At 69.3% G+C, this 24,295-nt stretch carries 18 protein-coding genes and 2 pseudogenes; 7 read left to right on the forward strand and 13 right to left on the reverse strand.

The features are described from left to right. Positions 1-13: 13 nt before the first annotated feature. The 10 genes and pseudogenes from OOK07_RS39650 to OOK07_RS39695 form a co-directional block, all read right to left on the reverse strand. Positions 14-1,090 (reverse strand): 2-oxoacid:ferredoxin oxidoreductase subunit beta, encoded by a 1,077-nt coding sequence (locus tag OOK07_RS39650; protein WP_266801442.1) that lies wholly within the window; start codon positions 1,088-1,090, stop codon positions 14-16. Then, entirely contained in the window at positions 1,087-2,967 is a 1,881-nt protein-coding gene (locus OOK07_RS39655) for a 2-oxoacid:acceptor oxidoreductase subunit alpha (RefSeq protein ID WP_266801443.1), read from the reverse strand. The genes OOK07_RS39650 and OOK07_RS39655 overlap by 4 nt, the downstream gene beginning before the upstream one ends. After that, complete coding sequence (gene fdxA, locus OOK07_RS39660) at positions 2,964-3,302, reverse strand: ferredoxin (RefSeq protein ID WP_266801444.1); 339 nt, start codon at positions 3,300-3,302, stop codon at positions 2,964-2,966. Before fdxA ends, OOK07_RS39655 begins: the two co-directional genes overlap by 4 nt. 71 nt (positions 3,303-3,373) lie before the next feature. After that, complete coding sequence (locus OOK07_RS39665) at positions 3,374-4,147, reverse strand: ABC transporter ATP-binding protein (RefSeq protein ID WP_323183022.1); 774 nt, start codon at positions 4,145-4,147, stop codon at positions 3,374-3,376. Then, complete coding sequence (locus OOK07_RS39670; RefSeq protein ID WP_266802260.1) at positions 4,144-4,887, reverse strand: ABC transporter permease; 744 nt, start codon at positions 4,885-4,887, stop codon at positions 4,144-4,146. Before OOK07_RS39670 ends, OOK07_RS39665 begins: the two co-directional genes overlap by 4 nt. 217 nt (positions 4,888-5,104) lie before the next feature. Beyond that, entirely contained in the window at positions 5,105-6,583 is a 1,479-nt protein-coding gene (locus OOK07_RS39675; protein ID WP_266801445.1) for an ABC transporter substrate-binding protein, read from the reverse strand. 12 nt (positions 6,584-6,595) lie between these two features. Next, positions 6,596-6,823 (reverse strand): 4Fe-4S dicluster domain-containing protein, encoded by a 228-nt coding sequence (locus OOK07_RS39680; RefSeq protein ID WP_266801446.1) that lies wholly within the window; start codon positions 6,821-6,823, stop codon positions 6,596-6,598. Positions 6,824-6,835: 12 nt separating this feature from the next. Then, a pseudogene (locus tag OOK07_RS39685) lies at positions 6,836-9,537 on the reverse strand (fumarate reductase/succinate dehydrogenase flavoprotein subunit). 5 nt (positions 9,538-9,542) lie between these two features. Then, positions 9,543-10,328 (reverse strand): GntR family transcriptional regulator, encoded by a 786-nt coding sequence (locus tag OOK07_RS39690; protein ID WP_266801447.1) that lies wholly within the window; start codon positions 10,326-10,328, stop codon positions 9,543-9,545. Between the two features lie 397 nt (positions 10,329-10,725). Beyond that, positions 10,726-11,763: a LysR substrate-binding domain-containing protein gene (locus tag OOK07_RS39695; RefSeq protein ID WP_266801448.1), complete on the reverse strand. Its 1,038-nt coding sequence runs from the start codon at positions 11,761-11,763 to the stop codon at positions 10,726-10,728. 206 nt (positions 11,764-11,969) lie between these two features. Between OOK07_RS39695 and OOK07_RS39700 the strand changes: the two genes are divergently transcribed. Further along, positions 11,970-13,067 (forward strand): YeiH family protein, encoded by a 1,098-nt coding sequence (locus OOK07_RS39700; protein WP_266801449.1) that lies wholly within the window; start codon positions 11,970-11,972, stop codon positions 13,065-13,067. Between the two features lie 557 nt (positions 13,068-13,624). Then, positions 13,625-16,315 (forward strand): RICIN domain-containing protein, encoded by a 2,691-nt coding sequence (locus tag OOK07_RS39705; protein ID WP_266801450.1) that lies wholly within the window; start codon positions 13,625-13,627, stop codon positions 16,313-16,315. A gap of 51 nt (positions 16,316-16,366) precedes the next feature. Here OOK07_RS39705 and OOK07_RS39710 read toward each other — a convergent pair whose 3' ends face one another. Beyond that, positions 16,367-16,516, reverse strand: a complete 150-nt coding sequence (locus tag OOK07_RS39710) for a hypothetical protein (RefSeq protein ID WP_266802350.1) — start codon at positions 16,514-16,516, stop codon at positions 16,367-16,369. Positions 16,517-16,520: 4 nt separating this feature from the next. On the opposite strand from OOK07_RS39710, the pseudogene OOK07_RS39715 reads away from it, so the two are divergent. Both OOK07_RS39715 and OOK07_RS39720 read left to right on the forward strand, forming a co-directional pair. Next, positions 16,521-18,118, forward strand: a pseudogene (locus OOK07_RS39715) (acetoacetate--CoA ligase); the annotation flags it as partial. Continuing rightward, positions 18,115-18,450, forward strand: coding sequence for a hypothetical protein (locus tag OOK07_RS39720; protein ID WP_266801451.1), 336 nt, complete (start codon positions 18,115-18,117; stop codon positions 18,448-18,450). The pseudogene OOK07_RS39715 and the gene OOK07_RS39720, both read left to right, overlap by 4 nt. Before the next feature lie 101 nt (positions 18,451-18,551). On the opposite strand, the gene OOK07_RS39725 is transcribed toward OOK07_RS39720, so the two are convergent. Next, positions 18,552-19,778, reverse strand: coding sequence for a lactonase family protein (locus tag OOK07_RS39725; RefSeq protein WP_266801452.1), 1,227 nt, complete (start codon positions 19,776-19,778; stop codon positions 18,552-18,554). Positions 19,779-19,932: 154 nt separating this feature from the next. Further along, positions 19,933-20,565 (reverse strand): TetR/AcrR family transcriptional regulator, encoded by a 633-nt coding sequence (locus OOK07_RS39730; protein WP_266801453.1) that lies wholly within the window; start codon positions 20,563-20,565, stop codon positions 19,933-19,935. 137 nt (positions 20,566-20,702) lie between these two features. Between OOK07_RS39730 and OOK07_RS39735 the strand changes: the two genes are divergently transcribed. From OOK07_RS39735 to OOK07_RS39745, 3 genes are read left to right on the forward strand one after another with little or no spacing between them, the layout of a single operon-like run. Further along, positions 20,703-21,650 (forward strand): MBL fold metallo-hydrolase, encoded by a 948-nt coding sequence (locus OOK07_RS39735; RefSeq protein WP_266801454.1) that lies wholly within the window; start codon positions 20,703-20,705, stop codon positions 21,648-21,650. A gap of 54 nt (positions 21,651-21,704) precedes the next feature. Continuing rightward, a complete protein-coding gene (locus OOK07_RS39740) occupies positions 21,705-23,318 on the forward strand; it encodes an MFS transporter (RefSeq protein ID WP_266801455.1) in 1,614 nt (537 codons plus the stop codon). Beyond that, positions 23,315-24,259 (forward strand): fumarylacetoacetate hydrolase family protein, encoded by a 945-nt coding sequence (locus OOK07_RS39745; protein WP_266801456.1) that lies wholly within the window; start codon positions 23,315-23,317, stop codon positions 24,257-24,259. Before OOK07_RS39740 ends, OOK07_RS39745 begins: the two co-directional genes overlap by 4 nt. Positions 24,260-24,295: the final 36 nt, after the last annotated feature.

Consider the following 24,295-nt stretch of genomic DNA (forward strand, 5'->3'; position numbering starts at 1 on the left):
ATGCGGTGCGGCGTCAGCCGGCGACGGTCCAGGTGTCCTTGCCGGTGAGCAGCGACTGGAGGTCGGCGGGGGCGGCGGAGGTGGCCCGGTCGGTCTGGGCGCGGACCTGGTCGTCGTAGACCGGGCGGCTGACGGAGCGGAAGACGCCGGTGACGGTGTGGCCGAGGTCGGTGGCCGACAGCCGTGACAGCGCGAAGGCGTACGAGGGGTCCGTGAGGGTGGCGTCATGCACCACCAGTGCATCCTCCCCGGCCTCGGAGACCTTCGCCGGCGTCAGCCCGCCGGCTCCTGCGGGTCCGGTGCGGATGACGCCGTACTCGCCGTCGGCGCCGAAACGCACGGGTTCGCCGTGGTGCAGCGGGATGAGGCGCCGTTCCTTCTCGCCGGGCCGGCGCAGGACGTCGAAGGCGCCGTCGTTGAAGATCGGGCAGTTCTGGTAGATCTCCACGAGCGCGGTGCCGCGGTGTTCCGCTGCGGCGGCGAGGACCGCCGTGAGGCCGGCGCGATCGGAGTCCAGGACGCGCGCCACGAAGGTGGCGTCGGCGCCCAGTGCCAGCGACACCGGGTTGAAGGGGGCGTCCACGGAGCCCATCGGAGTGGACTTGGTGACCTTTCCCGGCTCGGAGGTCGGGGAGTACTGGCCTTTTGTAAGCCCGTAGATCCGGTTGTTGAAGAGGAGGATCTTCAGGTTCACGTTGCGCCGCAGGGTGTGGATCAGGTGGTTCCCGCCGATCGACAGGGCGTCGCCGTCCCCGGTGACCACCCATACCGAGAGGTCGGGACGGGTCACGGCCAGGCCGGTGGCGATGGCAGGGGCGCGGCCGTGGATGGAGTGCATCCCGTAGGTGTTCATGTAGTAGGGGAAACGGCTGGAGCAGCCGATGCCCGAGACGAACACGGTGTTCTCGCGCCGCAGTCCCAGTCGGGGCATGAAGCCCTGCACGGCCGCCAGGACCGCGTAGTCGCCGCAGCCTGGGCACCATCGCACCGCCTGATCGGACTTGAAGTCCGCCGCCGACAGCTTCGTCTCGGCTGCGGGCACCCGCGCCTGCCCGCCGAGGGCCGGCAGACCGAGGTCAACGGCGGTCATGTCCCCACTCCTTCGATCACGTCGGTGAACACGCCCTGCAGTTCTTCCGCCCCGAACGGCAGACCGGCGACCTTGGTGTACGAGACGGCGTCGATCAGGTACCTCGCCCGCAGCAGCAGTGCGAGCTGGCCGAGGTTCAACTCCGGGACCAGGACGCGCTCGTAGCGGGAGAGGACGTCGCTCAGGTTGGCCGGTAGGGGGTTGAGGTGGCGCAGATGCAGGTGCGCCACGGTGTGGCCGGTCCTGCGGACGCGGCGTGCGGCGGCGCCGATCGGCCCGTACGAGGAGCCCCAGCCCACCACCAGGACGTCGGCCCGGCCGGACGGGTCGTCGACCACCGCGTCGGGCACGGTGATCCCGTCGATCTTGGCCTGTCGCAGTCGCACCATACGGTCGTGGTTGCCGGCGTCGTATGAGATGTCGCCGGTGCCGTCGGCCTTCTCCAGACCGCCTATCCGGTGTTCGAGCCCGGGTGTGCCCGGCACCGCCCAGGGCCGCGCGAGGGTGTACGGGTCGCGCAGATAGCCCCAGAATCCGCCGGACCCGTCCGGGGCGTTGGGCTCGGTGGTGAACTCGACACTCAGGTCCGGAAGTTCGGAGACGTCCGGGACCAGCCAGGGCTCGGAGCCGTTGGCGATATGGCCGTCGGACAGCACCACCACCGGTGTGCGGTAGGTGAGCGCGATCCGGGCCGCGTCGAGCACGGTGTCGAAGCAGTCCGCAGGCGTGGACGGGGCGAGCACCGGCACGGGGGACTCGCCGTTGCGGCCGAACATCGCCTGCAGCAGGTCCGCCTGTTCCGTCTTGGTGGGCAGTCCGGTGGACGGCCCGCCGCGCTGTACGTCGATCACCAGCAGCGGCAACTCGGTCATCACGGCCAGGCCGATGGTCTCGCTCTTGAGGGCGAGTCCGGGACCGGAGGTGGTGGTCACGCCCAGCGCTCCGCCGTACGCGGCCCCCAGCGCGGCACCGACGGCGGCTATCTCGTCCTCCGCCTGCACGGTGGTCACACCGAAGTTCTTGTGCCGGGACAGTTCGTGGAGGATGTCGCTGGCGGGGGTGATCGGGTAGCTGCCGAGGAACACCGGCAGTCCGGACCGTGCGCCGGCGGCGACGAGGCCGTAGGCCAGGGCGGTGTTGCCGGTGATCTGCCGGTACTCGCCCGGGGGGAGTGTCGTCGCGGGTGCGACCTCGTAGGTGACGGCGAACGACTCGGTGGTCTCGCCGTAGTTCCAGCCGGCCCGGAAGGCCAGGATGTTGGCCTCGGCGATGTCGGGTCTTCGCGCGAACTTCTGCCGCAGGAACCGCTCGGTCCCGCTGGTCGGGCGGTGGTACATCCAGGAGAGCAGGCCCAGGGCGAACATGTTCTTCGCCCGCTCCGCGTCCTTCTTGCTCAGGCCCGTGTCCGCCAGGGCGCCTCTGGTCAGCGTGGCCATGGCGACCTCGTGGACCTGGAACGCGGTCAGGGTGCCGTCCTCCAGGGGGTTGGAGCCGTACCCGGCCCTGGCCAGGTTGCGCTGCGTGAACTCGTCGGTGTTCACGATCGCCGTCGCGCCCGGCGCCAGGTCGGCGAGGTTGGCCTTCAGCGCGGCCGGGTTCATCGCCACCAGCACGTCCGGCCGGTCTCCGGCGGTGAGGATGTCGTAGTCGGCGAAGTGCACCTGGAACGACGAGACCCCCGGGATGGTGCCCTGCGGAGCGCGGATCTCGGCGGGGAAGTTCGGCAGCGTGGCCAGGTCGTTGCCGAACGCCGCCGCCGCCGAGGTGAACCGGTCGCCTGCCAGCTGCATGCCGTCTCCCGAGTCGCCGGCGAACCGGATCACGACTCGGTCGAGCCGCTCGGTCCGTTCGCTCCGTTCGGGGAGGGTGCTGCTCATGACGTGACGTAGCTCTGGACGAAGGGTGTGTCGACGCCGATCGAACCGAGGTCGGCCGCTCCGCCGGGCGTACCCAGCGGCTCGGCGCGGCCAGGCAGCACGTCCGTGAAGAAGCGCGCGTTCTCCGTGGCGAACACGGTTTCCTCGGGGGCGAGTTCCTCCACTGCGGCGATCGCCTCGACCGGACAGACGGGTTCGCACGCGCTGCAGTCGATGCACTCCTCGGGGTTGATGTAGGCCATGCGTTCCCCGACGTAGATGCAGTCCACCGGACACTCGTCGACGCAGGCGCGGTCCATGACGTCGACGCACGCGGCACCGATGACGAAGGTCATGATGGGTGGCTCCTTTGCTGTGGTGGTGCGGAAGACCAGGACGGAGGGTGGGGCGGACGGTCGAAGGGGCGTCAGGTGCTTTCGACGGAGAGGACGGCGGGCGGGGCGTCACCCATCGAAGCGAGGATCTCGTAGCGCCGACGGGCGAACTCGGGTTCGAACTGGGCTCCAGGACGCCGTGGGTTGGGGATGTCGACGACCTTGCTCACCGTGGCGGGGCGAGGAGTGAGCAGCACGATCCGGTCGCCCAGCAGCAGCGCCTCGTCGACGTCGTGGGTGACGAACAGGATCGTGGTGCCGTACTGCTGCCAGACCGAGACCAGCAGTTGCTGCATCTCCGAACGGGTCTGGGCGTCCAGGGCGCCGAACGGCTCATCCATCAGCATCACCTGGGGGCGGGTGGCGAGGGTCCGGGCGAGCTGGACACGCTGCCTCATGCCGCCCGACAGCTGGCCCGGCAGATGACCGGAGAAGCCTTCGAGGCCGACCTGGGCCAGCAACTCCTCGGCCTGCTCCCGCCGTTGGCCGCGCGGTACACCCCGTAGCTTCAGCGCGTACTCGACATTTCGCGCGGCCGTGCGCCAGGGGAGCAGGGCGTCCTCCTGGAAGACCATCGCGCACACCGCGCCGGTCTCACCCACCGGTTTCCCGTCGACCTCCGCTTTCCCGGCAGTGGGCTGGAGCAGGCCCGCCAGCGCGCGCAGGATGGTCGACTTCCCGCAGCCGGAGGGGCCCAGCAGGACGACGATCTCACCGGGCCGCACATCGAGGTCGACCTCGGCGGCCGGCATGTCGCCGAAGGCCAGCTTCAGCCCCTCCAGCCGGACCCGCGCTCCGGCGCTCACCGGGCGTTCCTCGGCAGCCAGCGGTTGATCCGCGCGCCGATCCGCTCCACCAGCCAGGCCGTTCCCCAGCCGAGGATGCCGATCGACAGCATGCCGACGACCACGCCGGAGTAGTCGAGCAGCCCGTAGGACTGCCAGGTGTAGTAGCCGATGCCGAACTGCCCCGAGATCATCTCGGCGCTGATCACACAGATCCAGGCCACGCCCACGGAGACCGACAGCCCCGAGAAGATCCCGGGCATGGCTCCGGGAAGCACCACATGGGCCAGTACGGACAACCGGCCCGCGCCCATGGTCCGGGCGGCCTCCTCCCACACCTTGGGCAGGGTCTTCATCGCGTGGATGGTGCTCACCACCACCGGGAAGAACGCCGCGAAGAAGGTGATGAACACGATGCCCTGCTCGCCGGTGGGGAACATCAGGATGGCCAGCGGCACCAGCGCGATCGCCGGAATCGGCCGGGCGACCTCGATGAGCGGCCGCACCAGGATCTGGACGACCCGCGAGCGCCCGACGGCGATGCCGACGCTCACCCCGCTCACCGCGGCGAGCCCGAAGCCGAGCAGGATACGGCGCAGACTCGCCAGGAGGTCCGTGTAGTAGCCGCCGGACGCTAGCCGGCCTCGAAGCGTGTGCAACACGTCGAGGGGGCCGGGCACCTTGTCGAAGCGCAGCCACAGGACGACGTTGTCGGCCGTGAGGAGGTACCAGAGGAGTACCGCCGCGGCCAGCGGCAGCATGGACAGTGCTGCCGCGCCCAGTCGGCGGGGCCATGCTCCGGCCCTGACGAGCGGACGACGGCCGGGGGCCGGTCGCGGGGAGACGGTGGCGGGATCAGGGGTGGGAGACAGGGACTGCCGGGAGACGGGGGTTGTGGTCATGCGTCCTCTCTTCTACGAGCCGTCGGTGCTCCTGCGATGTGAGGTGTCCTGCTGGTTTTCCCGCGTTCGCTGTCGCTCACGAAGCCGCCAGTGCCGCCTCGTAGCTGAGTTCGCGGGCGCCGGAGTGGCCCGCCAGGTAGGAGTCCGCCTCGTCGGCCAGCTCGAACGGCAGTAGCCGGGAGTCAGCGGGTGCGCCCGGGTCGAGCACCCAGGTCGCGGCAAAGGCGAACATCCGGGTTCCGTTCTTCGCGTCCGGTACGTAGGCGGCGCGCACGCTCCCGTGGTGCGCGGCGATCTGCCGCAGCAGGCAGGTCGGTGTCGCCGCGACCGCCGTCGACTGCGCGCCGCTGAACCACACTTCGGAGGCGGTGGCCGGGTCGGCGACGGGCTGGTGGCAGACCGGGTCCTGACCGGTGAGCGTGCTGGAGGAGGTGATCTCCTTCCGGGCGGTGTCGTAGGAGGCGCCGTAGATCCTGCGCAGGTAGCTGTCGTTGACGAACTTGTCCAGCTCCAGCTTTTTCACCGAGCCGAGATCCTTGAGGAACGGCAGGTCGGCCGCGAGGGCGACGACCAGTTGAGGCTTGATCGTCGGGTCGAAGGTCACCAGTCCGTTCGGCCCGTTGTACAGGTAGACCACCTCCGGCTCGATGCCGGTGATCTTGGCGACCTGCTGTGCGGCGGCCAGGGGATGCTGGTTGAGGTAGCCGGCGGTGTCCCGGACCGATTCCAGGAAGGCCCGCATCACTTCGGGGTGGGCGTCGGCGTAGGACTGGCGGGCGACCACGGCGTGGAAGGTCGGCACGCCGTTGGAGCCGCCGTCGTAGAGCAGCCTGCCCTGCTTGCGGAAGACCATGAGCTGCGGCCATGGCACGAACTGCGACAGTGCGGCGACCTGGTTTCCCTGGAGCGCCGAAGCGCCGACCGCCGGGTCCTGGTTGAGCAGTTTGACGTCGTCCGGGCTCAACCCGTTCTTGCGCAGGGCGTTCGCCAGCATTCCGTGTGCGGCCGAGCCGACGCTGGTGGAGACCACCTTCCCCCGCAGGTCGGACAGCTTCTCGGCCGAGGAGTCCTTCGGCACGACAACCTGGTTGAGCGAGCCGCGCAGGTTGTAGCCGGTGACGGCCACCAACTCGGACTTGGCATCCGGGAATTCGGCGGTCTTGGAGCCGTTGACGAGGACCGGGTAGTCGCCCATGGAGCCGATGTCCACCTTGTCGGCGATCATCTGCGCGGTCAGCGGCGGCCCGGAGGGAAAGTCCTGCCAGACGACCTTGTAGTGCTTGCCGTTGGCCTTGCCGATGGCGTTCAGCTTGCGTTCGAAGGTGCCGCGCTGACGCAGCAGGGTGCCTGCGGTGACGGTGTTGATGGTCTTGGACTGGTAGCCGATGTTGACGACCACGGTCGAGGACTCGGCTGCGGATCCGGTGCCGCAGGCACTGGCACCGAACCCGAGCACCGCCAGTACGGCAAGCACCGGCCGGCCCCGGCGGGCCGGGCGCATGGCGCGCGGTCTGGGCTGAGTGGGCAGCGCGTCCGGGTGCAGGGAGGGGTTCATGTCAGACCCCGCTCACCGCAGCAGGAACGGGATGTCGACGGTTACCGCGTCGACCGGGCAACGTGCCGCGCAAGGGCCGCAGTACCAGCACTCGTCGACGTGCATGTACGCCTTGCCGGTGTCGGGGTGGATGGCCAGTGAGTCGAGCGGGCACATGTCCACGCAGAGGGTGCATCCGTCGATGCACTTGGCTTCGTCGATGGTGACCGGTACGTCGACCCGGTTCGCAGCTTGCGCCATCAGTGGTCTCCTTCAGCTTTGTTCGGTGGTCTGGGAATCGGTGAGGCCCATGCGGGCGAAGGCGCGGACATCGGCGTCCACGTCGGTGACGGCCGCCTCGAGCGCGGCCCGGACCTCCGGGCGCCCCGCCGTCAGACCCCCGAGGGCCTTGACGGCGGCCTTGCGCACATCGAGGTTGGTGTCCCGGGTGGCGGCGATCAGCGGTGCGACCGCCTTCGCGGAGTCCGCGACGGCAAGGGCCGCCGCCGCACCTTGCCGGATCTGCCAGGCGGGGTCGTCCAGCGCCGCGCGGGCCAGGGCGGCAGCCTGCTCGGTGCAGCCGGTGTGTGCCATGGCGGTCAGTGCGGCGGCGCGGACCAGGACCTCGGTGTCCTGGGCGAGGCGGATCAGGGTGGCGGCGCCGCGAGGGTCCCCGACGGCGGCCAGGCCCCGGGCCACGGCGAGACGTACGGGGGTGGCCGGGTCGGCAGCGGCTCCCGCCAGGGCGTCGAGCGCGTCGAGGGAGACGAACCCGAGCACGGCCTCGCAGCGCACCCCCTCGTCGGCGTCGGACAGCAGGGCCGTCAACTCCTCGACATCGCACTGCCGGTGACGCCACAGGGAGCCGACAGCGGTGGCGCGGACGTCGGCGTCCGGGTGCTCGCAGGCAGCGCGCAGCGACCGGGTGAAGCCCTCTCCGGGTACGAGCACCTCGCGCAGCTCGCCGAGCAGCTCCATCGCGGTGCGGCGGACAGCCTCGTCGGGGTCCAGCAGAGCCGCGGCGAAGACGGGCGAGGGCTCCTCCCAGGACTCGGCGGCCTCACTGAGCACCGTCAGCGCGGTCCGGCGCACATCGGGGTCGGCGTCGGTCAGGAACTCCGCCAGTTCCTCGGTGGTCGGGGCTTCTTCGGCGAGTTCGAGGAGGGCCAGGATGCGGTGGGGGCGCCGGGTGGGCGTACTGCTGCTCATCCCCACACCGCCGCCAGGTCGGCGCCGGCCGGTGCGGGCTCGTTCGGCACCCCGTCCGGGCGGGTGAAGCCGGGCACCGGCACGATGTAGGGGGCCACCGGCCGGGTCAGTGTCTCCATCTCGCCTGTTCCCGCGCTCTTGCGCAGGTTCAGATGGCGGAACCAGTTCGCGTCGTCCTGCTCGGGCCAGTCGGCGCGCTGGTGGTAGAGGCCCCAGCGGCTCTCCGTACGGGCCAGTGAGGCGCGCGCCGCCATCTCGGCACAGTCCCGGATGAAGGTGACCTCGGCGCAGCGCATCAGTTCGTGCGGGGTCTGGGCGCCCATCCGGGCGATGTCCCGGTTCATCCGCCCGAACGCCTCCAGACCGAGGGTCAGATAGCGCTCCGTCTTGGGCGGCTGGAGGTAGTCGTTGACGAAGCGGCGCAGCTTGTACTCCACCTGCGGCTGGGGCGGGCCGTCCGGATGGGACAGCGGCCGGTAGATCAGCTCGTGCGCCGCCTGGATCTGGTCCTGCGGCAGTGCGGGCCGGCCGGCAGAGGCGGCGAAGACACTGGCGTGCTCGCCGGCGATGTCCCCGTAGACGAAGGCGCCGATCATGTAGTTGTGCGGTACGCAGGCCATGTCCCCGGCGGCGTACAGGCCCGGCACGGTGGTCGCGGCATGTTCGTCCACCCACACGCCCGAGGCGGAGTGCCCGCTGCACAGTCCGATCTCCGAGACGTGCATCTCGATGTCCCGGGTGCGGTAGTCGTGTCCGCGACCGGAGTGGAAGGTGCCACGGGTGGGCCGCTCGGTGGTGTGCAGGATGCCCTCGATCTGGCTGATCGTGGCGTCCGGCAGATGGCTCAGCTTGAGGTAGATGGGGCCGCGGGCACTGTCCAGCTCTCGCTTGACCTCGGCCATCATCTGACCGGACCAGTAGTCGCAGTCGACGAACCGGTTGCCGTCGGCGTTGACCGTGTAGCCGCCGAAGGGGTTGGCCACGTAGGCGCACGCCGGCCCGTTGTAGTCCTTGATGAGCGGGTTGATCTGGAAGCACTCGATGCCGGACAGCTCCGCGCCCGCGTGGTACGCCATCGCGTAGCCGTCGCCCGCGTTGGTGGGGTTCTCATAGGTGCCGTAGAGATAGCCGCTGGCCGGAAGGCCCAGCCGTCCGCAGGCCCCGGCCGCCAGGATGACCGCACCGGCCGAGATGGTGACGAACTCTCCGGACCGGGTGTCGAAGCCCACCGCACCGACCGCCCGGCCGTCCACGGTGAGGACCCTCACCGGCATGATCCGGTTCTCGATCGTGACCCGGTCCCGCACATGACGGGCCCGCAGCGTGCGGTACAGGACCTTCTTGACGTCGCGGCCCTCCGGCATCGGCAGCACATAGCTGCCGGAGCGGTGCACCTTGCGTACGGCGTACTCGTTGTGCTCGTCCTTCTCGAACTTGACGCCGTAGCCCTCCAGCCGCTGCACCATGCCGAAGCCGCGGGTCGCGGTCTCGTAGATGGTGCGCTGGTTGACGATGCCGTCGTTGGCGAGGGTGATGTCCGCGACGTAGTCCTCGGGCGTTGCCTTGCCCGGCACCACCGCGTTGTTCACCCCGTCCATGCCCATGGCCAGCGCACCGGAGTGACGCACGTGGGCCTTCTCCAGCAGCAGCACGTCGGCGCCGTGCGCGGCCGCGGTCAGCGCCGCCATCGTGCCGGCGGTGCCTCCGCCGACGATGAGGACGTCGCAGGTGAGCTCGCGCCGTTGCGACTGAGGTGGAATCTGCACGGAAGTCAGCCCCTTTCGGAGTACGGGTGGTTCAGCAGCGGGTCGGGGGTGCGGTGGAGCCAGCCGGCCAGGGACATCCGGTCGCCGCGAAAGCGGACGAACTCGAGATCGATCGGCCGGCCGGCATCCGTGTAGGTCAGCCGTTCGAGGAACAGCAGGGGGAAGCCGTCGGGCACCTGCAGGAGACCGGCGACCGTACGGTCGGCGGCGATCGCCTCGATGGAGAGTGCGGCGGCGCCCAGAGGCAGGCCCAACTCGCCTTCGAGCAACCCGAAGACGTCGTGCCGTGTCAGGTCCATCTCCAGCAGGGGTCTGCCGATGTCCGCGGGAAGGTAGCTGGCGTCCAGGGACAGGGGCTGCCCGTCGAGCAGCCGCACCCGCTCCAGAGCGATCACCTCGGTTCCGGGGGCCAGTTCGAGCCGCTCGGCGACGGTGGGTGTGGCGGGCACGGTGTCCGCCAGCAGTACCTGGTTGACGATGCGGTCCGGCCCGGTGCCGAAGCACTCCGCCAGCCCGCGCAGCCGGTCCAGCCCCTGCACGGCCTTTCCCGACACGACGAACGTTCCGACGCCGGGGATACGGTCGACCAGACCCTCCATGCGCAGCAGGGCGAGGACGTCCCGGACGACGTTGCGGCTGGCCCGGAACTCGGCCGCCAACTCCGCCTCGGAGGGCAACGGCCGGGTTCCGTATACGCCGGTGAGGATCCGCGTACGCAGCACGTCCCGGACCCGCCGCACCGGGGCGACACGGCTGCCTGCCCCTCTGCCACCAGCGATGATCCCTGTCATGGCCGGAATGCTGGGGATGGCGTGTTACGTCAACCAGTGGCCGGAATTACGCGTCGGTTACGCCAACCTCCTCACTGCAAGCGCCTCGCTGACCAGGCAAAACAGTCATGAGCGGGTTGATATCGCCAGGCTTTGCGACAACCGGAGGCTTGCTCGCCCCGCCCTGCCGGGCTGCCGGGGCCGTCCGGCGCCCCGGCGTCTTCCATGGACAGCGGTCCGGGTTGCGCTGCCTCGCGGGGCCTTCGGTGGGACGGAACGGCGGGTGCGCAACGCGCGCGTCGGGCGTCGGGCGTCCTGGGCTCGTCGCGAGGCGCCGCTCAGCCAGGGCGTCACCGGCATGGGCGGCCGCAGCCGCATGGCGCCTGCCGAGAGCCGCGCGAACGGAAATAACCTCCTGCTACCTGCCGGAGACGAGGGCGAGCAGCGTGGCGGCCGGCCCCGTGGGTGGCGTCTCACGCTGCCAGACGGCGCGGAAACGCCGCCGCAGCAGGGCAGGCTCTTCCAGCGGGACGCTGATCAGCCGCCGGTCGTCGAGTTCGGCGGACACGGCGAGACGGCTCAGCACCGCGGGAGCGTCGCCCGCCGACACCGCGGACTTGATCGCGGTGGTGGAACCGAGCTCCGCCGCAGGCGGGGCGGGCTCTGCACATGTTCTCGGCCCGACCACCATGCTGCCGACGGCACTTCGTGGCCGGCGACCGGCGGGCGGCGGGGGAGTCCCCGCCAAGGACGAGTCGGGCGGCGCTGTGTCCGTTGAGGCCAGGGGATCGTGTGCAGCGGACCGGCGGAGGACTTCCCAGACGGCGTCGCGCGTTCCCGACCCCTGTTCCCGCACGATCAGCGGGGTCGCGGCCAACGTGCGCAGCGGCAGAGGCTGTCGACGCCTGGCCCAGGGGTGTCCCGGCGCCACCACCACGACGAGTTCGTCCTCGGCGATGGTGCGACTGCGAAGACCGTCGGGCGCGCGCGGGCCCTCGACGAAGCCGAGGTCGGCCTCTCGGCTGCGCACCATGTCCGTGACCTGAGCCGAGTTACCGACCCGCAGGGCGACCCTGACCTGGGGGAGTCTGGCGCGCAGAGTGATCAGCCAGCCCGGCACCCGGTGGTCCGCGATGGTCATGGACGCCGCGATCCGCAGTCGGCCCTGCTGATCCGCGTGGAGCGCGGCGACGCCACTGACCAGCGCCCTGGCGGCGTCGAGGACCGGCAGTGCCCATTCCACGACGGCGGTCCCGGCCGGGGTCAGCCGCGACCCGGTGGAACTCCGTTCGAGCAGCACCAGCCGAAGCCGGCGCTCCAGGGCGCTGATCCGCATGCTCGCCGCCGGCTGGCTCATCCCGTGGCGTGCGGCGGCCCGGCCAAGACTGCCGGTCTCCGCGACCGAGACCAGCAGTTCCAGAACCTTCAATTCCGGTGTCTCCGGGGGGAGTCCCATCAGCACTGCTTATGACCTCCTCGGAAATCGGTCTCTACCGAACACCGACTGGACGCGGTGATCGTGCAGTACGGATCACGGCCATCGTGCGGAACAGAACCAGGCGGCCGTACGGAACGGATCGAGTCGACCGTACGGAACGGACCGAGTCGGCCGTGCGGAACGGATCGAGTCGGCCGTACGGAACGGATCAGGAAGAAGACGCCATGGAATCGCCCTACACCCTGCTGGTCAAGCCGCTGCCACAGCGCGCTCTCGCCGGGACGAGACGAACCGCACGTGTGGTGGGTGCCAAACTGCCCGGGCTGGCCGCCGCTGTGACGGTCGCTCTGCCGGCCACATGGCTGGGCCGCCTCGCCCCGACGGTGGGCGGCCCGGTGTTCGGCATCGTGGTCGGTGCGTTGGCCGGGGCACTGCTCGGGCGGTTCGCCGCACCCGGAGTGGCTGAGCGCCTGCGCCCCGGCCACGCCTTCGTCGGCAGACAGGTTCTTCAGGCGTCCATCATCGTGCTCGGAGCCGGACTCCCCTTGAGCGAAGTGCTGCACGTGGGGGCCGGGTCGCTGCCGGTGATGCTGGGCACGCTGGCGGTGGCACTGGGGGGTGCATGGGTCGTCGGCGGACTGCTGGGGGTCCACCGCGAGACCGGGCTGCTGATCGGAGTCGGAACCGGCGTGTGCGGAGCCTCGGCGATCGCTGCGGTCACCGCCGCCGTGGGCGCCGCCGAGGCCCGGGTCGCCTATGCGCTGGGCACCATCTTCACGTTCAACATCGCCGCGGTGCTCCTGTTTCCTCCGATCGGACATCTGCTGGGGCTGTCGCAGGAGGCGTTCGGGCTGTGGAGTGGCACCGCGATCAACGACACGTCCTCGGTTGTGGCCGCCGCATATGGTTACGGAACGGAGGCCGGCGCTTACGCGGTGGTGGTCAAGCTGACCCGCAGCCTCATGATCGTGCCGATCTGCGCGGCCCTGGTGATGTGGCGGACCTGGCGTCGGCGGGCCACCCACGTCCAACCGAACGAGACGACGAGCGGGCACATATGGCGAGCGTTTCCCCTGTTCGTCATTGGTTTCCTCGCCTCCTCGGCTCTCGCCACCTGCGGCGGAATTCCCGCCTCATGGCAGCCGGTGCTTCCGGTGATCAGCACCTTTCTGATCACCCTCGCCCTGTCGGGGATCGGTATGTCACTCAAGTTCTCTCAGCTGCGCCAGGCGGGTCCGCGGCCCCTGCTGCTGGGCGCCGTCCTCTGGGTCGTCGTCGGGGGGACCGGAGTCGCTCTGCAGGCGATCACCGGTCGGCTATGACACGAGCACGGTTCGCGGACCTGCGGTACCGCGAGGCTGTCACGATCGAGATCGGGGTGCCGGGTGCCGGGTGCCGGGTGGAGGTGTTCCGTGCCTGACTCACGTACGTCACCTGTCATGACGTGGCGATACGGGAAGGCCGGGCGCGCGCCGATTCCACCGCCCGGCGCTGGAACGGAACGGCGGCCCGTGACCAGCCCGGTGCCGACGGTGCGCGAACCCGACCCGGCACGGGTCATCCGCGGTGGTTCGCCGTCACATGAGATGTAGGGGATTGACGGCGGCAGTATTCCCAAAATGAGTACTACTTATTTTGGGCTGGGTGACTTTGCTGGATGAGTTGGAGCGGGATGCGGTCGGCGACCGATCGCCGCGTAGCGCTACGACCTGGGCAATTCTGCGCTACAGGTGGTGCGCTTGGTGTCGCGACTCACGCGTCCGTATGTCACTGGTGTTGCATTGGTGAAAAATAAGCATGTCTATCATCTTGACGGTGGTGCCCCATTGCCTCGATAAATGCAACTCATGAGGCGCGAGATTGAGGAGAGGCACCACAGATGAGATCCATACGTATCGGCGCGGGGACGGTCAAGGCGCTCGCAGCGGCAACTGTCGTCTTCGCGGCTGTGCTGCCCGCTCAACCCGCCTACGCGGCCACGACGAACTTCTACGTCGACCCCGTCAACGGCAGTGACAGCAACTCGGGAACCAGCACCGCCGCGGCGTTCAAGACCATCCAGGCCGCCAAGGCCGCCGTCCGAGCCGTCAACGCGAACATGTCCGACGACATCGTCGTGAACCTGCGCGGAGGCACCTATCCCCTCACCGCCCCGGTCACCTTCGGCACCAGCGACTCGGGCACCAACGGCCACACGGTCGTCTACCAGGCGTACAACGGTGAGACGCCCGTGATCACCGGCGGCAAGGCGGTCACCGGCTGGACCGCGGCCGCGGGCGGCGAGTACAAGGCGCCGGTGGGCAGCCTCAACTTCCGGCAGCTGTACGTCAACGGGGTCCGCGCCACCCGGGCCCGCTTCCCCGACATCGGCACGGACTTCCAACTGCAGGGCAGCGACAAGACCAACAAGCTGCTGAAGGTGCTCAGTTCGCAGGTCTCCAACTGGGACCACCTCAACCAGGTCGAGATGGCGCTGGAAACGCAGTGGGGCGAGAGCTTCCTGCGGCTGAAGTCGATCAGCTCCGCCAACGGCACCGCCAACGTGTCCATCCAGGACCACGAGGCGGGCATCCTGTTCCAGCGCCCCTTCCCGGTGCTCTCCGACGGCTCCCCCCTGCACTTCGAGAACGCCCACGAGTTCCTCAACGAACCGGGAGAGTTCTACGTCGACACGGCCGCGCAGACCGTCTACTACAAGCCCCGCCCCGGCGAGGACATGTCCACGGCCACCGTGCAGGCGCCGACGCTCAAGACGCTTTTCGACGTCAAGGGCACAAGCCTCGGCAGTCCCGCCCACGACCTGCGCTTCTCCGGGATCACCTTCACCCGGACCACCTGGATGGAGGCGACGGACAACGGCTACCTCAACGCCCAGGGCGGCAACTACAACATCTCGGCCGACAACTCCAACAACCAGTACGTCGACCGTCCGCCGGCCGGTGTCCAGGCCGCGAACGCCGACCATGTCTCCTTCACCGGCAACACCTTCACGCAGATGGGCGCCACCGCCCTCGATCTGTCCCACGGCGTGCACGACAGCGCCGTGACCGGCAACCTCGTCTCCGACATCGCCGGCAACGGGATCATGGTCGGCAAGTTCTCCGACCCGACCGTGGAATACCACAGCGTCTACAACCCGCCGACCTCCCCGCCCGGTGAGGACGCCAGGGAGGTGGTCAAGAACGTCACCGTCAAGAACAACCTGATCACTCGGATCGGCCAGGACTACCTGGGAACCGCGGGCATCAACGCGGGCTTCGTCAACAGCACCACCATCGAGCACAACGACATCTCCGACACTCCGTGGGCCGGCATCTCGCTCGGCTGGGGCTGGCAGTCCGCCGCCAACGCGGAGGGGAACAACTCCATAAGCTTCAACCGGATCGGCAACGTGATCAACCGGCTGTGTGACACCGCCGGCATCTACCACCTCTCCAACGACCCGGGCACGGTCATCAACGGCAACTACGTCCACGACGTGGTGCGTACGCCGGCCGCCTGCGCTTCCGCGGTCAGCGGCCTCTACATGGACGAGGGGTCGGACAACATGACCGTCTCGAACAACGTGCTGTCGCACACCGACGGATTCATCAACCAGAACCGCAACGGCACCCACGTCACGCTCACCAACAACACGACCTCCGGCACCTCGGTGATCAAGGCCTCCGGTCTTGAGCCCGCCTACCAGGGGCTGGCAGCCAAGATCAACCTCGCCTACAACAAGCCGGCGTCCTCCTCCTCGGTGAACGGCTCCGCCTGGGGGCCGGCCAAAGCCGACGACAACGACAGTGCCACCGGCTGGTCGCCGACCGGCAGCGACACCTCGGCCTGGTGGCAGGTGGACCTGGGGCAGGCCTACCGGCTCGGACAGTTCTCCCTGACCACCCGCCAGGACCTGGACCAGCCCGAGACTCGCGGCAACTTCGAGATCCGGGGCTCCAACGACCCGTCCTTCGGCACCTACACCGTCCTGGGACGCCAGACGAGCACCCTGCCGCTCGCCTCGACGCTCACGGGCAGCATCGACGTCCGCCAGAAGTTCCGCTACGTGCGGGTGGCCAAGACCGACGGCGCCTACTTCTTCTTCTCCGACTTCAGTGTGCAGCAGGCCGGCGGGGCGCTGGAGGACTCGACCGGTACGCCGAACACCAACCCCTCGACGTACTACACGATCAAGAACGCCAACAGCGGGCAACTGATGGACGTGTACCAGAACTCCACCACCGACGGCGCGAGCGTCATCCAGTGGCCGGGCAACGCCGGCGCCAACCAGCAGTGGAACATCGTCCCGGTCAGCGGGCAGCTCTACAAGATCGTGAACAGGAGCAGCGGCAAGGTCCTCGACATCGACAACTCCAGCCACCACAGGGGGGCCGCGCTGCAGCAGTACACCTACGACGGTGGCAACAACCAGCTGTGGTACTTCGAGCAGACGAGCGGGGGGTACCTCATCCGCAACTTCGAGAGCAGGCAGATCCTGGAGGTGGGCAACGCATCGACGGCGAACGGAGCCGCCATCGACCAGTGGATGCCCCTGAACCAGTCCAACCAGGCCTGGACGATCCAGTAACAGGGCGACCCGACGCGTCCGCGCATCCGCCCGCCCGCCTTCGGTCTCCTGTCAACCTGTCAGCTCGGTGTCCTGGCGGATCCGTTCACAGGGTTCCTTCTCGGCCCGGCGCCGGCGGTAGTAGGTGGAGGCGGGGATGTGCGGTTCGCGCAGGACGGGCTCGACTCCCGGTCGCAGGTGCTCGTCGAGAAGCGCGGTCACCTGGGCCGGGACCCTGCGCGACCTGGGCGTCCGCCAGGGCGACCGGGTCGTCGGCTACCTGCCCAACACCCCCCCCACGCGATCATCGCGTTCCTGGCCGCCGCGAGCCTGGGCGCCGTGTGGTCGGTGTGCGGCCAGGACTACGCCCCGAAGGCCGCCGCCGACCGCTTCGCCCAGCGCGAACCCACCGTCCTGATCGCCGCTGACGGCTACTTCTTCAACGGCACCACCCACGACCGCCGCGACGCCGTCCTCGAACTCGCCGGTGCGCTGACGACGTTGAGGGCGACGTTGCTGGTGGACCACGTGGGCCTGCCCTGGCTCTCGCGGGTGTATCCCTCGCTGGTCGTCCCTTGGGAGGACGCGGCCACCTGCGCCGAGCAACTCGCCTGCACGCCGGTGCCGTTCGACCATCCCCTGTGGGTCGTGTTCTCCTCCGGCACCACCGGCCTGCCCAAGGGCATCGTGCACTGCCACGGGGGAGTCGTGCTGGAGCACCTGAAGACTCTCGGTCTGCACTCCGACCTCGGCCCCGGCGACCGCCTTCTGTGGTACATCACCCACCCACTGGATGATGTGGAACCTGGTCGCCTCCACCCTTCTGACCGGCGCCGCGACCTGCACCTACGACGGCAGCCCGGCACCCCTCGCCGAGCCCGGCACCCTGTGGAAGCTGGCCGCGCGCCACCAGGTGACAGTCTTCGGCACCAGCCTCAGTACCTGCTGGGCATGGCCAAGTTCGGCATCGACCCCTCGGCGCACGACCTGTCGTCGATCCGTGTGGTGGGGTGCACCGGCTCTGGTGCCTGCCGGCCTCCGCCTACCCGTGGGTCCGCGACCACGTCGGCGAGCGTGTGCTGCTGGCGTCGATCAGGGGCGGCACGGACGTGGTGTCCGGCTTCGCCGGCGGCTCGCCCAACACACCTGTCTGGGCGGGGGAGTTGTCCGCACCCCACCTCGGCGCGGCGTTGGCCGCCTACGACGCCGAGGGCTTCCCGATCGTGGACCGGGTCGGCGAGCTGGTCGTCACCCGCCCGATGCCGTCGATGCCGCTGTACTTCCGGAACGACCCCGACGGCAGCCGCTACCGCGACACCTACTTCTCCTCCTCTCCCGGTGTGTGGCGGCACGGCGACTGGATCACCGTCACCGGTCACGGCTCGGTGATCGTTCACGGCCGCTCCGACTCCACCCTCAACCGCAACGGCGTCCGCCTGGGCAGCGCCGACATCCACGACGTCGTCGAACGCCTCCCCGAGATCACCGAGGCCCTCGTCATCGGCGCCGAGGAACCCGACGGCGGCTACTGGATGCCCCTGTTCGTGGTCCTCGCCGCCGGAACCGAACTGGACGACACCCTCCGCGACCGCATCCGCGACGCCATCCGCACCGGCGCCTCACCCCGCCACGTCCCCGACGACATCCTCGAAGTACCGGGCATCCCGCACACCCGCACCGGCAAGAAACTCGAAGTCCCCGTCAAACGCCTCCTCCAGGGCACCTCGGTCGAACAGGGCGTCAACCCGGCCGTTGTGGATGCCCCCGACCTCATCGACTACTACGGCCCGCCTGGGCGCTGAACGCAGGGACCGATCGGCATGAACACCGCGCAGACCATCCTCGCCGTTGTGCTGTCCCTCGTCTTCCTCCCGCTGGGCCTGGCGAAGATCGCCGCGGTGCCGTTCATGCGCCAGGCGGCAGCCCACCTCGGCATGTCACCGAACCTCTACCGCGTCAGAAGCAGCTGGCTGCCGAGCAGGGTGTCAGCTTCGAGTTCGAGGGCTCGGTTACTCGGCGGCACCCCCATCCTGCGCACCGCCGAGCGCATGTTCGGCGGCCTGGAGATCACCGGCGTCCAGGGCATCATGAACGGCACACGACAGGAGTCGAACAGAAGCGAAGCAATATTCCTGTCGGAGTCCATTGAATCCTGATCGTTGAGCGGGCTGTCGTGCCGGTCCGCTCTGCAGCGGTTGAGCACGTCTGGTGCCCCGGAGGGGGAGTCTCCGGGGCACCGGACCGCGGTGGCGTTCCGTTACACCGCGGCGATGCCCTCCATACCGGATTCGGCGAAGGGGGGCAGTCCCGTGGCCGTGGTGACCTTTGTGAGCGAGCCGTTCTTGCCGATGCGGAAGCCGTCGACGGTGCCGGAGGTCCCGTTCTGCACGTACAGGAACCTCTCGTCCTGTGTCACCGCCAGGTCGATGACTCCCTGGGACATCGCCGACGGCGGGGTGGCGATGCCGACCGTATTGGTGAGAGCGAGCCTGCCGTGTCGGTCGGTGCGGTAGCCGGTGACCGTCGAGTTGCCGGTGTTGCCGCCGTAGAAGAAGTCGCCCGCGCGCTCCAGCCAGCACAGCGTGTTCTGCCCGTTGGCCAGGGGCTTCTGAACGACCTTGAGGCGGCCGTCGGCACGCACCTTGTACGTACTGACCGTCGACTTCGCGGCCTCGGCCACCAGCATCCGGCCCGCCTTGTCGAAGGTGATCGCAAACGGCACGCCACCGGCCGAGTCGTTGACGACTGCCCGGTGCGCGGGACGCCCGTCGCGCCGCATCGGGAAGACCTCGATGGTGTTGGCGGACTTGGTGGTGACGACCAGGTCACGGCTGTCAGGGGTGAACGCGACCTGGCCGGGCGAACTGCTGAACAGCGGCACCTCCTCGTTCTTCAGACCCAGGGAGCGCTGCGAACCGCCAAGGGACTTGAGGCCCTTGGCTGTTATCCTGAAGCCCTGAATGCTGCCCTCGCCGCCTGAGTTCATGACGTAGGCGAGTTTGCCGGACACCGCGATGGACGAGGGGAAGTCCCCGCCCGAGCGCACCACCCGCCGGTCCGTCAGCCTCTGCCCCTCGACCCGGAACGAGGTCACGGTTCCGCTGCCAGCGTTGACTGCCAGCAACAGGTGCGATCCGCGGTCGTAGACGAGCGAGCCCTGGGAGGCGAGGGAGTCGGTGGGCGCGTCGACCTGGTCCCCGCCCTTGCCGCCGGTGCCGTACGTGCCCGCGGCGGTCAGCTTTCCGTCGTCACCGCGCTTGAAGACGTGGATGGTGTTGCCGTCGAGCTCGTTGCCCTGCACGAAGACCGCGTGGTCGGCTCCCGCCTTCGCACTCTTCGTCGTCACGCCTTCGTGCCCGCGGGAGACCTCCCCCGCCGAGGCGATGGCCACCGTCGTCGCGACGGCCGCCGAGGCGAGGATTCCTGCTCCGGCAATGGTCAGCCGGACCTGCAACTTCGACCTGCGCCTGGTATGCCTGCTCACGCCTGACTCCTCGTACCTCGCCGCCACCGCCGGTCGGTGACGTGCAGAGCCAGAGTTGCCTGTGGGGCAGGAGGGACGAAGGTGATTCGGTCCCGCGTCAGCTTCTCGTAAGACTTCTGTTCGCTGTGGAAACCTCGGTGGCGGTCCGGTCGGCTCATCCAGAGGTGAGGAGGCCCCGCAGGACGATATCGAGCGCGGAGTCGAGGCTGCGAGGCAGGTCGAAGGGCGGCGGCTCCTCCCGGATCCAGCGCAGGACGGAGGAGAAGTAACAGGCCGAGAGCAGGGCGCCGGCCTGGTCGGAGTCGACCGCCCGCCGGATCTCGCCGCGCCGCCGCCCCTCGTCGACGATCTTCGTGAGTTCGATTTCGAGAGACGGATCCTGCAGCAGTCTGCCGAAGCGTGCGGAGGCGTCCATCAGGACGGTGGTCTCCGCGCGGGAGGTGACGTTGAGTTCGGCCATCTCCCGCAGATAGCGCCTGAGTCGCTCGCCGACCGGGAGGTCCTCCGAGTGCTGCCGGCCGAGGATGGCCGCCACCCGCGCCCGGCGGCGGACGCCCCACTCCTCCAGGAAGCCGACCTTCTGTGAGAAGTGGTTGAAGACGGTGGCCCGGGCGACGTCCGCGGCGTCGGCGATCTGGTCCATGGTCGTCGCCTCGTAGCCCTGGGACACGAACAGTCCCACAGCCGCCTCGTACAGCTGGTCGCGGACCTGGCGGCGCTTGCGCTCCCGGCGCCCCGGGACCGGTACCTCGCGCGGGGTAGCCGCTTCTGCCTCCGGGATCTTCATGGACTCCAGTACAGCACAGCGGTACATACCTCTTGACCCCTTCCCAGAGACGGATCTAGATTCCAGGCCATTAATGGACTTCAGTCCATTCATGGATTCACGTCTCGTGTTGTCGCGGGACATGGACAGGAGGCAGTGTGGCTTCCGCAATCCCCCGGGCGGGCCGTGTCGAGGTCGCTGACGGCTGTCATGCCTGGCTGCCGAGCCGGGGTGGCTGGGGCATGAGCAACGCCGGGCTGGTCGTCGGACGGGGTGCATCGCTGCTCATCGACACCCTCTACGACCTGCGGCTCACCGGAGAGATGCTCGACGCGTTGGCTCCCGTGACCGCCGACGCCCCCATCTCGACCGTCGTCAACACCCATGGCAACGGCGACCACTGGTTCGGCAACCAGCTCGTGGCGCATGCCGAGATCATCGCGGCCCGTGGCTCACTGGCCGACATGCGACAGGTGGGGCCGGCCGAGATGCGGCAACTGACCGCCGCCCCGGATCTCACCGGACGCTTCGCCCGCCGGATCTTCGGCTCCTTCGACCATGCCGCCATCGAACCCGTCCTCCCGGGCCGAGTGTTCGACGGGGAGCTGGCGCTGGACGTCGGCGGCACGGAGATCCGCCTGATCGACGTGGGCCCCGCGCACAGCGTCGGCGACACGATCGTCCATGCGCCACGGGCCCGTGTCGTCTACACCGGTGACATCGTGTTCGCCGGCGCCACCCCCGTCGTATGGCACGGGCCGTTCGACAACTGGCTCGCCGCCTGCGATCTGCTTCTCGGCCTCGACGCCGACACCATCGTGCCCGGACACGGTCCGGTCACCACCAAGAAGGCAGTCCAGAAGGTCCGCGACTACCTCGAATTCGTCCACGAGCAGGCCGCCACCCGGTTCAAGGCCGGCATGCCGGTCATGGACGCCGCACGCGACATCCGCCTCGGCCGCTTCGCCGACTTGGACGAGAGCGAACGGCTCGCCGTCAACGTGCACACCGTCTACCAGGAGCTCGACCCCTCCCTGCCGCCGCTCGACGGCCCCGGCCTGTTCGGCCGCATGGCCGAACTCGCCTGCGCCCACACCGCCTTCTGAGCCGCCGGTAATTCCCCGGACCGCCCCGTCCCCTGACCATCCCAAGGAGGAGACATGGTCTCCAGCCCCGCCTACGACGCACCCGCCAACCCGTCGGCCGCTCCGACGACCCGGCACACCGCGACGATCGTCGCCGGCTGCCTCGCTGTGTGCCTGGCCCAGATCGGCCTGGTGCTGCCCGCCGCGATCAACGGCGTCATCCAGCGCTCGGTCCAGGCCTCTGGCGCCGAACTGACGTGGATCAGCGACGCGTTCCTCGTCCCGGCCGCCGTGCTCGCGCTGACCTTCGGTGTCCTCGGTGACCTGTACGGACGTAAGAAACTGCTGGTGGGTGGTGCGATGCTGGTCGCCGTCGGGTACGCGGTCTCGGCGACCTCCCATTCCGCGGCGCAGCTGATCACCGGGCAGGCGCTCTCGGGTATCGGCGCCGCCGCGCTCTTCCCCGCCTCGCTGGCCGTGATCACCGCGAGTTCACCGACGCCCGCCGCCCGGGCCCGCGCGCTCGCCTCGTGGACCACCGCCCTGTCCCTCGGCGCGTTCATCGCCCCGCTGCTCTCCGGCACGATCGTCGAACACGCCTCCTTCCGCTGGGCGTTCGCCGCCACCGGACTGCTCGCGCTCGTCGCGGCGGCAGCGGCGTGGCTCCTGACCGGCGAGTCCAGCGCCCCCGAGGGCCGCTCGCTGGACTGGCCGGGGCAGATCACCATCGCGCTGTCTCTGCTGGCCCTGCTGTACGGCATCATCCAGGGCCCTTCGGACGCCTGGAGCTCGGCGCCCGTCGTCCTCTCCTTCGCCACCGCGGCCGCCCTGCTCGGCGCCTTCATCTGGGCGGAGAGCCGCAGCGCCTCACCGATGCTGCGCCTGGAGCTGTTCCGCATCCCGGCCTTCGCCGCCTCTGCCGCGATGGCGGTCATCGGCATGTTCGGCTTCCTGGGCGGCGCGTACGACCTGAGCATCCGGCTCGGTGTCATCCAGCACAAGAGCCCGCTGGAGGCCGCGGTGCCCTTCCTGGTGATGCAGGGCATCACGCCGTTCATCTGGCCGCTCCTGGTCCGGCTGCTGCACCGGGTCGGTCCCGGCCCGATGCTCGTCGCCGGCTTCGCGGCGCTGGCCGCCGCTCAGCTCTGGCTGCGCGAGGTGCCGATCCACGAGACCGGCCTGGTGCCCCTGCTCGGCCCGCTCGTTCTCAACGGTGTCGGCTTCGGCCTGGTCGTCGCCGCCATCACCGCCGCCGCCGTCAACGTCGTACCGCCGAGTCTGACCGGCATGGCCAGCGCCACCACCAGCCTCGTCCGCGACCTTGGCCAGACCCTCGGCCCGGCTCTCGTCGGCGCCGTCGCCCTCGGCATGGCCACCAACAAGCTGACGGACAGCCTCGCGGGCGCGGGACTCACGCCCGCCGAACACGGAACAGCCGCAGCCATCCTCGACGCGGGCGGACCCATCGCCCTGCACACCGCCCAACTCGGCCCGCTCAGCGCCAAACTCGCCCCGCTCACCCAACGGGCTCTCACCGACGGCTACAACAACGGACTCGTCCTCACCGCGATCGCCTGCGTGGTCGCCGCCGCGATCGCCGCCGTCTTCCTGGGCATCCGCACCGGTGGCGACAGCGCCTCCGAGAAGACCGAAGCACCGGTCACCGAACCCGAAGGGATTCGAGCGTGAAGTACGCGACCTTCCGCCACGACCGGCAGCAGCACTCCGGAGTCGTGATCGACGACCAGGTCCATCCCTTCGAACCCGGCGTCGTTCTGCTGGACCTCATCGAAGCCGGCGAGAGCGAACTGCGTGCGGCCGGCGCCCGGGCCTTGACCAGATCGCGGCCCTTCTCCCTTGCCACGGTCCGGCTGCTGCCACCGCTCCAGCCGCCGACCGTACGGGACTTCATGACCTTCGAAGGCCATGTCGCAGGCGTCGCGCAGGGATACGGCGACACCGTGCCCGAGGAGTGGTACACCCAGCCCGCGTTCTACTTCACCAATCCCTACGCGATGACCGGCGCCTTCGACGACGTACCAGTTCCGCCCGGCTGCCGCCGCTTCGACTTCGAACTGGAGGTGGCCGCCGTCATCGGACGAGCCGGGCGGGACCTGACCTCCGAGCAGGCACGCGAGCACATCATCGGCTACACCCTCATGAACGACTGGTCCGCCCGCGATCTGCAGGGCCAGGAGATGAAGGTCAAACTCGGCCCGGCCAAGGGCAAGGACACGGCCACCACCCTCGGCCCCTGGCTGGTCACCGCCGACGAACTCGAGCCCCACCGCGACACCGACGGCTTCCTGGACCTCATACTCACGGTGGACGTCAACGGTGAGACAGTCGGACGGGACACCCTGGCCAACATGGCCTGGACGTTCGAGGAGATGGTCGCCTACGCCTCCCGAGGCACCTGGGTCCGCCCCGGCGACGTCCTGGGCTCAGGCACCTGCGGGAACGGCGGATGCCTGGCCGAACTCTGGGGCCGCAACCGCGTGTTCGAACCACCGCCCCTGACGCCTGGCGACACGGTCACCATCATGGCCGAGGGACTCGGCAGCCTCAGCAACACGGTGGTCGAGGGGGTGGAACCCGTGCCCATAGCCTCGGCCCGCCGCAGGTTGTGAGGCCTCGCGGCGCATGAGCCGGTCCCGACGCGCCGC

Source organism: Streptomyces sp. NBC_00078 (genome assembly GCF_026343335.1).
Classification (GTDB): domain Bacteria; phylum Actinomycetota; class Actinomycetes; order Streptomycetales; family Streptomycetaceae; genus Streptomyces.